Raw genomic sequence first — 13,481 nt, 5'->3', positions numbered from 1 at the left:
AAAATGGCATTGCTGAATTGCGAAATTTGCCCTCATCCCCAACCCTTCTCCCTCAGCGAGAAGGGAGTAAGAAAGAAGTTTACACGCATAATTTAGGCGAACTATATATACTTTTATCAGCAATATGGAAATTATTAAGCTTCCTTCTGTACTTCCAGGTGAATTAGATTTACTAAATATCAATAAACAACTGCGGGAACATAAAATTCAGCTTGATTGGAGTGCGGTTGTGTCTGCACCAGAGTCTCAGCTTGTGGTTTTGCTGGACGGAATCGATCAAGTAGAAGATGCTGATTGGTTAATAAATGGAGATATTGCAGAGAAAATTGCTAATGATATCATCAATTTCTTTAACAAGCAGAAGCCGAAAGTTAAAAAATCGCGTTCTAAGAAAAAGCCGCTAGAAACTAAAGTAACTCCTCAACTTTGGGAACAGAGAAAACTATTAGAAACGCAATTTATACCTTCAAAAAATGAAGGTCAATTATTAGAAGAGAAATTTATACTTGCGATTGATCCACTTGTTGAGGAAAAGCTAGAAGTAAAAGCAGATGAAACTAGTAAAATTCTGGAATCGCAGTTACCCACACCTTATAAGATCCGTGATGAATTAGAAAAAGCAGTATTGGCAGATTTACTTGGGCCTGCGGGTGGTGAGGAAGAAGAAGTAGATGAGGATAGTGTAAGCGATCGCTATCTTGTAGGGTTACTCGCACCACAACAACGCCGCATCAGTGCTGAGACTGTAAATAAATCGGTTGTGGCTGACGAAGTGCAAGACCAATTATTTAGAGAAGTTGACTATCAACAACCAGAACTTCTTGATGAATTGGCTGTAGTTGGTAAAGGTACTGTCGAGGAAGGCACAACTGAGGTTAGTGTACCACCTGCTGAAACGATGTTTCCCTCATCTTTTGGGATGACTTTTTGCGTTAGTGGTGCAGCCAAAGTATTGCAAATTAATGCAGGTTGGGGACAATATAAACGCACTAAAAGCGAAACTATTACCAAAAAAGATGATACACCAAAAATGGTATGGAAGCGCCAACAAATTCTAGGAAATTCACCTCCCATTCTTCTGATTGAGGGAGAAATTCCTAAATGGACGGTGCATTCAGAATATCCCCAAGTGCAAGTACAAGGCAAAATTCGCCAACAAAGTAACGGGGATTGGATTGTTAGCTTGTTTTTAATTAACGGGCAAAAAGAACCCGCCAAATTACGTGATGAAGCGTGGTTATTTCAACCAGAATTAAGCGTACAATCAGCAGATTCTCAACATCTTGATATTTTTCTCAAGCGACACAAACCCCGTCAGGCTGGTAAGCTTGACCCAGTAATTTATGCTGAAGAAAAAGCAATGGCAATGCTTTATCGCAAACAGGTAGAGTTCGCCATTGGTCATGGGGTAAGTGTCCACGCCGAAACAGTACAAAATACTACAGAATGTGCTGTTAAATTATCTACCAACGTTGTACCTGTCTACGAAGTTCCCAAAACCTCTCCACCTCAAGCAGATGAAATTCCTGAATTGAAGGGATTGGTTTTGGATATGAAAGAACTGGCGCAAACTCCAACCGCAGATTTTATAAGTAAGTTAGATCCCCTGGTAACAGCTTACGCAGTTTGGATTCAACAACAAGCACAACGGATTTCTAATCCTAATGAAGGATTGACAGATTACCAAGATGTAGCCGAGGATGCAATTAAAAATTGCGATCGCACTCTTCAACGCATTCAATCAGGTTTAACGCTGCTGCAAACTAACCCGGAAGCAGCCGAAGCTTTCCGATTCATGAATCAAGCCATGCACTTGCAGCGTCTTCGTTCTATTTACTCAGAAGAAGTACGCCAAGGCAAAGTGTCAGAATTAGACAAAATCCCTAATCCTACCTGGTTTCCTTTTCAATTAGCTTTTATCTTGCTGAATTTACCCAGCATAACCGACTTACACCATTGCGATCGTAGTCACGAAACTGATGCTGTTGCAGACTTACTCTGGTTCCCCACTGGCGGTGGTAAAACCGAAGCTTACCTGGGATTAACCGCCTACACCATCGGCTTGCGGAGGTTACAAGGGGTAATTTCGGGACGTTCTGGAGAATATGGCGTTGCAGTTCTAATGCGCTACACCCTACGCCTGCTTACACTACAACAATTTCAACGCGCTACCACCTTAATTTGTGCTTGCGAATCTATCCGTCGAGACAACCCAACTAAATGGGGAAACGAACCATTCCGTATTGGGTTGTGGGTAGGTCAGCGCACTACCCCCAACCACACCGACCAAAGCGAAGAATTTTGCAAACAAGCGCGAGGGCAGTACCAGCAAAGTGCTAGCGGTTCCCCTCACCAACTTACAAATTGCCCGTGGTGTGGTTCTAAAATCGATCCAGGTAAAAACATTGAAGTCGAATCTTTTAGTAAAGGTCGCGCCCGTACTCTAATTTACTGCGGCGACTCTTTGGGGCGTTGTCTGTTTAGTAAAAAACAATCTTCAAGCGAAGGTTTACCCATCCTTGTAGTTGATGAAGAAATCTACCGTCGTTTACCCACGCTGTTGATTGCTACCGTAGATAAATTTGCCCAAATGCCTTGGAAAGGGGAAATTCAAATGCTATTTGGGCAAGTAGATGGTTACTGTGAACGGCATGGTTTTCGGACATCAGATATTGAAGATACTAATTCACATAAAAAAACTGCGTATTTACCCGGTGCTAAAACAATTCACAGCAACCCCCTACGTCCACCTGACTTAATCATTCAAGATGAGTTGCACTTGATTAGCGGCCCCCTCGGTACGTTAGTAGGACTTTATGAAACCGCAGTAGACCAACTCTCCTCTTGGGAAGTCGATGGTAAAAAGGTTCGCCCCAAAGTCATAGCTTCTACTGCAACAATACGTCAAGCAGAAACTCAGATGCATAACCTATTTCTGCGGAAAGTACAGGTTTTTCCACCCCAGGGTTTAGATGTGGAAGATAATTTCTTCTCACGCCAGCGAGAACCAAATGAGACTAATCCAGGGCGGCGCTATGTCGGTATTTGTGCCACAGGGCGACGGCTAAAAGCTGCATTAATTCGAGTTTATGTTGCTATTCTTGCTGCTTCTCAAGACCTGTATGAAAACAAACAATACGGAAATCGTGCTGACCCCTGGATGACGTTGGTCGGTTACTTCAACTCGATGCGGGAATTAGGGGGTATGCGACGCTTAGTGGATGATGATATTCGCATCCGCCTTGGGAAAATGGATAGTCGGGGACTAGCAAAGCGTCTGCGGATTAACTTGGAGGAACTTACATCTCGTAAGGATTCTACAGATATTCCTGTAGTTCTAGATAGGCTAGAAACATCCTTCGATCCAGTCCGAGAAGCACAAATCAAAGCCAAACGCAAAGCTGGGGAAAAAGTCGATCAGCTTGAACCACTGGATGTTTTACTTGCTACTAATATGATTTCCGTGGGTGTAGACGTGAAACGCCTGGGTGTGATGGCTGTTACAGATCAGCCCAAAAATACTGCCGAGTATATTCAAGCTACCAGCCGTGTCGGGCGGACATTCCCTGGTATCGTATTTACAGTTTATAATTGGGCGCGTCCTAGAGATTTATCCCACTACGAAAGATTTGAGCATTACCACGCTACATTTTATCAACACGTAGAAGCGCTATCTTTAACTCCCTTTGCGCCCCGTGCGATTGACAGAGGTTTAGCCGCGTTGTTTATATCCCTTGTGCGGTTGGCGGGTAGAGAATTTAACGGTAACAACCAAGCAGGACGAATTGAACGCAACCATCCTTATATACAATCTGCCATTAATACAATTTGCGATCGGGCTAATTTAGTTGCGGGTACAGAAGCTCAAAAACTCGTTAAACAAGCACTGGAAGCCAAATTAGATATCTGGTTGAGTAAAGCACAAAACTTGATTGGAGGCGGTACTCTCAAATATCAGACAGACAAGCGTGATGGTTTAACCATTGAACTATTAGAATCAGCAGGTCAAGGAATTTGGCAAGAATTTACTTGTTTGAACTCCCTGCGAAACGTCGAACCGACAGTAGGGTTAATTTTTCAAGATCAAGTGCCTGATGATGACTTTAGTCGCTTACCTCAACCAATGAAAGAAGAGGTAATGGGTAATGGGTAAACTTTCAATTACCAATTATCAATCACTAATCAGCAAACCCTAATCCCTGATTACCAATTACTAATCACCAATTACCCATTACCAAAATGAGCCAATCTAACTATAAATATAGAGTAGGTGAATTGCGACCCAGCCAAATTTTATTTTCCTTTGGTGTAGGTGCTGTACTCGACTTGCCCAATCTTTCAGTTATGGTTATGGGTTTGGAAGACTGGAACACTCAACAGGGAGTAGTCGAATTGGGAGAACAACGTCTCCTTGCAGCCATTCGCCGCGAATTGGGTCAACAAGTTAAAAAACTACTCGCGCCTCCAATACCTGCTGAGGATGCCTCCTCCGGAAGTCCATTTGATGAATATGCCAGAACAGGAATTCCCGTTGCGCCCTTTCCTGGATGGATGGTATGCCCAAAATGTCGTTTACTAGCACCCTTATATCCTTATTTCCAACTTAAGGAAAATCCTTATCGTCCAGACCAAACCCGTTATGTTCATCTCAACTGTTCCAAAAGTCAAAAAAAAGACCCAACAGCAATACCATCGCGTTTCCTCGTCTCCTGTGATCGCGGACATTTAGATGACTTTCCTTGGTTATATTTTGTTCATCGTGGCAATACAGCCTGCAAGGGGTCAATAAGGTTAGAGGAATACGGTGTATCTGGTTCCCCTTCAGATATCGTAGTTAAATGCAATGGCTGCAACAGCGAACGTCGATTGTCTGATGCGTTTGGTGAACTAGCCAAGAAAAATATGCCGCGTTGTCGCGGTCGTCATCCGCATTTACGCAATTTTGATGAAAGCTGTGATGAACAAATGAAAACTATCTTGTTGGGAGCATCCAATAGCTGGTTTCCAATTACACTCTCAGCTTTATCAATTCCCATAACTTCAAATCAATTAGAGCAGTTGGTTGAACAAAACTGGACTGTTTTAGGAAAAACTAATAACCTAAACGCCTTAGAAGTATTATTACAAGCGTTCTCCGCTATAGGACAACTTCAGGAATTATCTAAGTACAAAACTGATAGAATTTGGTCAGTCATTCAACAAAAACAACTTCAGCATCAGCAGCAGAGCAACATTGATGATGAAAGTGCCAGAGATTTGAAAACACCTGAATGGCAGGTTTTTTCATCTGCTGACCCAAATCTTAACACTCCAGATTTTCAGCTACGCCCTGTAAAACCACCATCCGGATATGAAAATTACTTTTCGCAGGTAGTGTTAGTAGAAAGATTGCGAGAAGTGCGTGCCTTAATTGGTTTTACACGTATTCAATCCCCTGGCGACTTTATTGACTCTGGCGAAATTCTTACAGAACATCGCGTAGCTTTAAGTCGCAGCAATCCTAAATGGGTACCAGCCAGTGAAGTCAAAGGCGAAGGTATTTTTATCCAGTTCCAAGAAACGACACTTCATCAATGGGAAAAAAATTTAAAGTTACAAGATTATAAGCTTCAAGCTGTCGATGCTCATAGAAACTGGTGTAGAGTCCGTTCTCTTGATCCAGACAAAATTCACTTTCCTGGTATACGCTACATTTTACTTCACTCCTTCGCTCATGCCCTAATGCGGCAAATGGCTCTTGAGTGTGGTTACAATGCTGCCAGTTTAAAAGAGCGAATCTATTCCAAACGTCCAGAGGATGAAGGTGGGCCAATGGCAGGCATACTAATTTATACTGCGGCACCTGATAGCGAAGGTACTTTGGGTGGTTTAGTCAGTTTGGGAGAGCCTAAAACACTTGGATATCATATAGACCAAGCTTTAGAACAAATGCGCTTATGTGCTTCTGACCCATTATGTGCAGAACATACCCCATTTAAAGGAGCTACATCTCTGCATTGGGCAGCTTGCCATGCTTGTCTGTTTAGCCCAGAAACCTCTTGTGAACGCGGTAATAAATATCTTGATCGCGCAGTCTTGATTTCCACTGTCTTAACTACAGATTTGGCATTCTTCCCAGAGGTAAAAGTGTGAGTTTCTTGCCGCCGCTTTTATTAGCTCAAATTCGCACTTGTGCCAAACAACTTCCATCTCCTGTTTTGGAAGCTGTGATTGATTTGTTGAGAAACAGTCCAGCAAAATATTGTAATTTTGAATTGAAAGCATCTATCTTGAAACAATTGCCCAATGCTAACTTTCGCCGATTAGTAGGGGAATTGTTAGAAACTTGGTGTCGGGAAGCTATTTATTTGGACAGTAGTGCGATCGCGTCTGCATTAGCCACAGCAATTTACTGTGAGGTGGCAGCAAAGAATGAGTTGTCTGTTGAGTTGGTTTGGACTGGCCCCACAAGTGAGGGAATACCACTTCGTAGAACAGAACAAGTGTTACTACAATTAATTCACGAAGCGCAACGGGAAATAATTCTTGTCAGTTTTGCTGTTTATAAGATTCCAGAGATTGCAAAAGCATTATTAACAGCAATGAAACGAGAAGTCACTGTGCGAATTATTGCTGAAACCCCCGAATCTAGCAAGGGTAAAATACCTTTTGGAGTCAGTGCAGCATTGGGACTGGAAATTGCCCAACAAGCACACATTTTTATTTGGCCACGAAATAAGCGCCTTACAGATTCAGAAGGAAGGTATGGTTCCTTACACGTTAAATGTGCGATCGCCGATAGAAAGCACCTGTTTATTTCCAGTGCTAACCTCACTGAGTACGCTCTGACATTAAATATGGAAATGGGACTACTAGTTCACGGTGAAGATATAGCTCATCAAGTGGCAGAACATATCGACCGTTTAATTCAGGAAGAGTTTCTCGTATCTTTAAACTCGCTGTAGGCATAAGTATTCAGTAGGCAACTAATTTTTGGCTATACATTTCTGTTAAAGTAGTTTTTTACCTAAAAAGTTATTTTTCTATTTCTTCTACTCATATATACAAAGGTGATTGCATTCTCAACAAGTACGTTTGTAACTTGGCAAGTGTGCAGGTTAGGTAATACAAACATAGATGTGAAACTGAATAGCTCCTACTGAACTGATATATGCCAGTTTGATTTTGAGAATTAATGGTTTTTATGAGGCTAGCGAGTGCCCAAAACATCTTGTAAAATATTGTGGCATCTGCGCGAAAAAGAAATTTGTATCTAATTGATAAATTCCTCAGCAAGGGACTCGTATTTTCTATAGATTTGCTGTATCTTGTTTATTCCGTGCAATTATTAACACCCAATTTCTCACAACTTTGCTGTCATCCAGATTTTCAGCCGATGCCTTTGGGGAGCAGTGAATGAAAACTTTTAATAGATAGATATGAAGATCATCAAAAAATCCGACAAGCTGACTCTGAAGAAAATGATGGAAATCCAACACGCTGAAGACCAAAATCTTCAAGCTGATACCGTCAATTCTTCAGCCCCTGTAGTTGATGAGCAACCAGCAGCAATTCTTCTTCCAAGAGAACCTGACTATATTCCATTCCTTGACAATCCTCCAGTACAGTCTGTTGGCAACTCTGGCTGGCAGATTTCTGACATTTGGCGGGATATCCGGGTGGATGATTTTTGTGGGTGATACTCTGATGAACATATGTAAAAAACGATACTTTTTTGTGTGGAGTACGTAGTGTCACAAACAGGAGTTGCTCTTTGGTAAAGAAGCCTACCAAATAATCAAGGGTAGCATTAAAGTTGAATGCGTAAACGTTTAGGCGGCAAGGCGATAGACATTGCAATGGCTCAATGGGTAAACGAAAGAGAAAACATCAGAAGACATCCTTCCCTTGGATGGTAGAAGAAAAGAATCTGTTCATTACAAAAACTGGTAACGAAATAGTTACAGATGCTGGATGGGAGAAAATTTCATTTGAAGAAGCGAGAAAACTATTTAGTCCCGAAACATTTCAAGAATGGTACGAACTGTTCCTAGAAAATACAGATATTTCGGAAATACTTTCAGAATCTAACGTAGATATAGATTTAGATGATGAATCAGCAATAGATAAGTTTTTACAAAGGAGCAACTGGACACCAAAACAAGTTAATTTAGTTGTAGCGAAGGCTATCTATAAAAATCATGCCTGGGTGAGAGCATTGCTGATTTCTACACCTGATGTTGAAGAACCCTACTTTCAAAATTATGAAATGGAGGCAATTCATTTAGGAGTCCAATTGCGGAAATACATCAAAGAAGATATTCCAGTAATTAATGACTGCAAAGATGCTGTCAGACATTTATATGGAAGATATGCCCTCATTGGCTGGCAACCAAAAAATTGTGTGACAGCAGCTCACAACCTAAAAATATCTCAAGCAACTAAGGTTTACAGTGAACTTCTCTGGGATGAAGATTGGGAAGATGAAGAAGACTGTTCAGGAGATTGACAGCTTTGATGATATCGTTGAAGTGACTTGGCTTTTGCTAGACAATGATTGCGTCTAGAAGCGATCGCAGCGCTGCAATTGAGCAGGCATGGGTGAGGTTTGTTCAGCTTGGTTGGGTTCCATTGGGTTATCTCCTTTTGTGAATCATTGTGAGTCTAATTGAGACTTGCAAGTGCAGCTGCGATTCGCCCAGATGCCTTTGGTCGTTTGTACATTCGTTCCATGTAGTCCACCAGCGTGGGGAAAGTGGCAAGTAGCTGAACTTCGTTCGCCCAATCCAGTGTGTAAGCAAGCACAAAATCAGCCACTGTGACGTGTTCACTCACTACAAACTGCCGATCCAACAGATGGTTCTCTAAAACTACAGCCATACTGGTGAAGTCTTGCCCAGCCAGAGGTATTTCAGCAGGCAATCTCAACTCTTCTGAGTATATAAACGTGTGGCGAGCGATACGCCATAGCGGCTGTTCTAATTCGGTGGCAGTAAAGAGAAGCCAACGATAAAGCTGTGCTCGCAGAAGCAAGTCTGTAGGTACCAGGTTAGATTCTGGGTACTTCTCACCGAGGTACAAAGCAATGGCTACGGATTCAGTGATGATATGTTCGCCATCGATGAGTACAGGGAGCTTGCCAGTGGGATTGATGGTGAGAAAATCGGGTGTACAGTGTTCACCTGCCTGCATGTTGATGGAGATTGCTTCAAATTCCACCCCAAGTTCCTGGAGAACCCAGCGAACTCGAATTGATCGCGTGGGAGCAAATTCATAGAGTTTCATGAATCAACCTCAGTGATGTGCAAATATCTTTCATCTTCTTGTATGAATGGGTATGCTCATGTTTCGATGAGTTCGCTTTCTTTGTGTTCCACTAGTTGTTCTGTTGTGGTTCACACTCCTGCTCCTTCCCTTTGGGCCTCAACTAGATGGGTTGCTTCGGGTTCGATGTAAATCAGTTCCCAAATGTGACCATCTAAATCCTGAAATCCATGCGCGTACATAAATCCGTGGTCTTGAGGTTCGTTGTAGGTTGTGCCACCAGCAGCAACGGCTTCACGAACCAGCTGATCCACTTTTTCTCGGCTCTCAACTGATAAGCACGTCAACACTTCGGTACTTTTTGTGGCATCGCAAATCGGGTTCGGCGTGAATGTTTTGAATTTCTCATGAGTCAAAAGCATCACAAAGATGGTTTCGGACACAATCATGCAGGTGGCCGTTTCATCGGTAAATTGGGGGTTAAACTGAAAGCCAAGTTTTGTGAAAAACTCGATGGATTGCTGGAGATATTTTACGGGTAGGTTGACGAAAATTTGAGTACTCATGGTTTCTCCTGGTGTAGTTAGTTGTTGGTCAGTGGTCAGTGGCTATTTACAAAAGACAAAGGACAAAGGACGAATGACAGATGTTGGTATAGGCTCAGATGGGAATGGCACTACTAGTTTTGCTGAAGGGTTGGCAGCGTAAGAATTGCAGAGGTGCAGGGGTGCAGAGGGGAATTTTTAAATATCCGAACGCAATACCTTAAACTTCTCCCCTGCTCCTCTGCTCCTCTGCTCCTCTGCACAAGAGCTGTCTCAATGATTTTCCCTTATCAAGCGTCCCATTCGGCTCAGATGGTTTGTTCGCAGTTGATCATCCACGGTGTCCCAAACTGATCGGTCAACATACCAAAACGCGATGACCAGAACGTTTGCGCGATCGCCATCTTCACCTTGCCGTTTTCTGCTAGAGCGTGAAAAAGCCGTTCTGCCTCAGCGATTTCAGGAACGCTAATTTGTACGTAGAAACCTTGCGGGGTTTCAAAGTATCCTGGTGGGCAGTCAGATCCCATCAGGAGGCGATCGTCTAGTTCAAGGCAAGCGTGCATGATTTTGTCCTGCCATTCCGGTGAGACATTTTCGTTAGAAGGTGCTTCTTTGTGTGTCATCATCATAGTTATCTTCCCACTCAGACATTGTTCGTAGAACTTGAATGCTGCCTCACAGTTGCCATTGAACATCAGGTAAGAATTGAGTTGCATTAATTTCTCCTTTTGTAATCGACTCTGCGTTTTGATGAGCGGATCGTTCGCACATGAACATCATTTGTGCGGTTGCTGATGACCAAAGAGGCAGGGGAGCAGGGAGCAAGGGAGAAAGATACTGGAGTTCTACTGCCACAAGGGTTTCAAGCCCCTAAATTTATTTATACTCCAAGTAAAAACATTTATTTCGATAGCGCCGGCGGCAAGCGAGTCCGCGAGCGTCGACGCGAAGCGCGTTCGCGCAGCGTCTCGCAGAGAGAAATAATACGTCCTTGTTCCAAGCCCCTAAATTTATTTATGGGGTTCTCCCCCCTGCCCCTTGTCCTCTTCGCTGACGTTACTTTTGCTGCTGCGTTTCAATTTGAGCGCGAATGCGGTCTTCCTGCTCCCTTAAGGCAGGTGTCAGGACTTCACCAAAATCCTCTGCCTCGAATATGGGACGAATCTCAATCTCGGAGTCTCCTGGCATAGGGTTAGGGCAGCGCTTTACCCAAGCAACTGCCTCTTCCATTGAGTTCACCTGCCACAGCCAGTATCCTGCCACTAGCTCCGGCGCTGGAGTGAAAGGTCCCTGGGTGACAGTGCGATCGGTTCCTGAAAAGTGAACTCGCACCCCTTTCGAGCTAGGATGAAACCCCTCAGCAGCGAGCAAGATACCTGCCCTGGCTAATTCTTCGTTGTACTGCCCCATTTCAGTTAAAAGCTGTTCGCTCGGCATGACCCCAGTTTCGGAGTCTTGGGTTGCTTTGACAAAGACCATAACTTTCATTGTGAAATCTCCTGTTGAATGGTTTTGAGTTAGATTGCGAGAGGTTGGGTGTGCTGATTAGCACAAGGCGCAACTCCGAAGGAACCGCTAATCAGCAGCGACACGCTTGAGTTCATCAATCTCGATCTTCTTCATTTGCAGCATGGTAGTGGTTACTTTTTGAGAGGTTGCCACATCGGGGTGGTTGAGTAACTCAATCAGAATGCGAGGAATAATTTGCCAGGAAACGCCGTATTTGTCTTTGAGCCAGCCGCATTGCTGTGCGGTTTCATCCCCACCGGCAGACAATTTTTGCCAGTAATCGTCCACGTCCGCCTGGGTATCGCAAAAGATTTGGAAGGAAATCGCCTCGTTAAATTTGAAGGTCGGACCACCGTTGAGTGCTGTGAACGGCTGACCATCAAGTTCAAAGCTGACAGTCATGACAGATCCGGCTGGAAATCCCTGAATTTCCTGTCCAGCGTCTACGTATCGACTGACATGGACAATTTTGGAATTGCGAAAAATCGACGTATAAAACTGAGCGGCGGCTTCGGCTTGATCGTCAAACCATAAACAGGGAGTGATTTTGGAATTGTTTTGCATGAGGGTTCTCCTTGAGTTCAAGCGGTTAAGGACGGTCAAAAGAGGCAGGGGGGCAGGGAGCAGGGAGCAGGGGGGAGGTAGTAACGGATCTTGCACTCCCACCAATCAAGAACGCCCTGGAAGGGCGGGGCTTGATACCCATGTTCCGCTCCGCTTCACGGCAACTCTTGGAGACGCTGCGCGAACGGGACAGGGATTGCTCCCCCTGCTCCCTGCCCCCTGCCCCTCCGCCTCTTCGGTCAGGGCTGTGCTGGTAGTCCCGCAACTTCGATGACAGGACGGATTTCGACGGTGCCGACTTTTGCACCTGGGATGCGGGTGGCGATCGCAATGGCTTCATCCAAATCCTGAGCATTAACGAGGAAGAATCCACCCAATTGTTCGCGGGTTTCGGCAAATGGTCCATCGGTCACGAGTGATTTGCCATCACGGACTTGGACACTGGTTGCGGTTGCAACAGGATGAAGTGGAGCCGTCGCCAGAAATTGTCCTTGAGGGGAGCAAGTCCTGGGCGAGTTGGGCAGATTCCCCATAGCAATGCTCCCGCTCGGTGTCGCTCATGGCGTTTTCGTCCATATAAATCAGCAGCAAATATTTCATTCGGTTGCCTCCTTTGTGATTAAGTCGAACGGGAATTGTCCAAATCGACACCTGAGTGCAAAAATTTTGTCTAGTACAATTGAACTTTATCGAACAGAATTCAGGAGTCAGGAGTCAGGAGTCAGAATTCAGCATGAATTCTGACCGAAAAAGCGGATAGCGCCGGCGGCAAGCGAGTATTCGAGCGTCGCGTCTGAATAACCGGGTTTAAAACCCCCACCAAATTCTAGATTTGGTGGTCATCAATTCCTGCGCGGTCTGAATCCCCGACTGATTGATTCTGACTCCTGAATTCTGACTTCTGAATTCTTCTTCAAGTCTTTTTGTAAAGGTATGGCTTCAATCCCAAAAACAGATGTGGCTCAAGCAATTGCTGCCCTTTATCGAACTGAATGGGGGCGCATTGTTGCTATTCTGATTCGGCTGGTCGGAGATTTTGATGTAGCTGAAGAAACTGCACAGGCAGCATTTACAGCGGCAGTGAATCAGTGGGAAAGCAACGGTATTCCCGATCGTCCCCGTGCCTGGATTATCCGAACTGCCCGGTACAAGGCGATCGATCGCCTCCGACGACGCACGAAACTGACCGAAAAACTGGAGTGGTATGCGGCATCTGGCTTAATTCCATCCACTGAAGAACCAACCTATGACAGTGATGAAATTGGAGACGATCGCCTGCGATTAATCTTTACCTGCTGTCACCCGGCACTGGCAACGGAAACTCAAGTAGCGTTGACCCTGCGAATGTTGGGTGGACTGGAAACCGACGAAATTGCCCGCGCCTTTCTTATACCGACTGCAACAATGGCACAGAGGTTAGTTCGTGCTAAACGCAAAATTCGAGACGCAGGCATTCCTTACAAAGTACCTGAGACGACTGATCTCGCTCCCCGGATAGAGGCAGTCCTGAAAGTCATCTATCTCATCTTCAACGAAGGCTATGCCGCAACCAAAGGAGATGCTATGCTTTGAATCATAATATGAGAAAAATTTTGAATCATAAATTGAGAAAGAGTT

13 protein-coding genes are annotated in these 13,481 nt (G+C 44.3%); 7 read left to right on the top strand and 6 right to left on the bottom strand.

Annotation, left to right across the window (positions count from 1 at the left end):
• The first annotated feature begins 124 nt into the window (after positions 1–124).
• The 5 genes from drmA (at position 125) to RMY00_RS27545 (ending at position 8,488) form a co-directional block, all read left to right on the top strand.
• A complete protein-coding gene (gene drmA, locus RMY00_RS27565) occupies positions 125–4,153 on the top strand; it encodes a DISARM system helicase DrmA (RefSeq protein WP_322650589.1) in 4,029 nt (1,342 codons plus the stop codon).
• Positions 4,154–4,239: 86 nt separating this feature from the next.
• On the top strand, positions 4,240–6,132 hold the full coding sequence (locus RMY00_RS27560; protein ID WP_322650588.1) for a DUF1998 domain-containing protein: 1,893 nt from the start codon (positions 4,240–4,242) through the stop codon (positions 6,130–6,132).
• Entirely contained in the window at positions 6,129–6,944 is an 816-nt protein-coding gene (drmC, locus tag RMY00_RS27555; protein WP_322650587.1) for a DISARM system phospholipase D-like protein DrmC, read from the top strand. Before RMY00_RS27560 ends, drmC begins: the two co-directional genes overlap by 4 nt.
• A 474-nt stretch (positions 6,945–7,418) precedes the next feature.
• Positions 7,419–7,679, top strand: coding sequence for a hypothetical protein (locus tag RMY00_RS27550; protein ID WP_029631390.1), 261 nt, complete (start codon positions 7,419–7,421; stop codon positions 7,677–7,679).
• Positions 7,680–7,846: 167 nt separating this feature from the next.
• A complete protein-coding gene (locus RMY00_RS27545; protein ID WP_322650586.1) occupies positions 7,847–8,488 on the top strand; it encodes a hypothetical protein in 642 nt (213 codons plus the stop codon).
• A 155-nt stretch (positions 8,489–8,643) separates the two neighbouring features.
• Here the strand turns inward: RMY00_RS27545 and RMY00_RS27540 are convergent, their stop codons facing one another.
• A complete protein-coding gene (locus tag RMY00_RS27540) occupies positions 8,644–9,264 on the bottom strand; it encodes a glutathione S-transferase family protein (RefSeq protein ID WP_322650585.1) in 621 nt (206 codons plus the stop codon).
• Between the two features lie 110 nt (positions 9,265–9,374).
• A complete protein-coding gene (locus RMY00_RS27535) occupies positions 9,375–9,809 on the bottom strand; it encodes a VOC family protein (RefSeq protein ID WP_322650584.1) in 435 nt (144 codons plus the stop codon).
• Here RMY00_RS27535 and RMY00_RS27530 point away from each other — a divergent pair.
• The gene (locus tag RMY00_RS27530) at positions 9,808–9,951 is read left to right on the top strand and encodes a hypothetical protein (protein WP_322650583.1); all 144 of its coding nucleotides are present in this window, start codon (positions 9,808–9,810) and stop codon (positions 9,949–9,951) included. The two genes, RMY00_RS27535 and RMY00_RS27530, sit on opposite strands and share 2 nt — an antisense overlap.
• Positions 9,952–10,096: 145 nt before the next feature.
• Here the strand turns inward: RMY00_RS27530 and RMY00_RS27525 are convergent, their stop codons facing one another.
• From RMY00_RS27525 to RMY00_RS27510, 4 genes are all read right to left on the bottom strand, one after another.
• The gene (locus RMY00_RS27525) at positions 10,097–10,507 is read right to left on the bottom strand and encodes a VOC family protein (RefSeq protein WP_322650582.1); all 411 of its coding nucleotides are present in this window, start codon (positions 10,505–10,507) and stop codon (positions 10,097–10,099) included.
• A 340-nt stretch (positions 10,508–10,847) separates the two neighbouring features.
• A complete protein-coding gene (locus tag RMY00_RS27520) occupies positions 10,848–11,279 on the bottom strand; it encodes a YciI family protein (protein WP_322650581.1) in 432 nt (143 codons plus the stop codon).
• Positions 11,280–11,366: 87 nt separating this feature from the next.
• Positions 11,367–11,864, bottom strand: coding sequence for a VOC family protein (locus RMY00_RS27515; protein ID WP_322650580.1), 498 nt, complete (start codon positions 11,862–11,864; stop codon positions 11,367–11,369).
• Positions 11,865–12,103: 239 nt separating this feature from the next.
• Positions 12,104–12,397 carry a YciI family protein gene (locus tag RMY00_RS27510; RefSeq protein WP_322648155.1) on the bottom strand — a complete coding sequence of 98 codons (294 nt, stop codon included), beginning with the start codon at positions 12,395–12,397 and terminating at the stop codon, positions 12,104–12,106.
• Between the two features lie 400 nt (positions 12,398–12,797).
• On the opposite strand from RMY00_RS27510, the gene RMY00_RS27505 reads away from it, so the two are divergent.
• On the top strand, positions 12,798–13,436 hold the full coding sequence (locus RMY00_RS27505; RefSeq protein WP_322650579.1) for an RNA polymerase sigma factor: 639 nt from the start codon (positions 12,798–12,800) through the stop codon (positions 13,434–13,436).
• Positions 13,437–13,481 lie beyond the last annotated feature (45 nt).

Source organism: Nostoc sp. ChiVER01, from assembly GCF_034531155.1.
GTDB lineage: Bacteria > Cyanobacteriota > Cyanobacteriia > Cyanobacteriales > Nostocaceae > Nostoc.
The sequence above is the reverse complement of the archived record's forward strand: the minus strand, read 5'-3'. Positions and strand labels throughout refer to the sequence as shown.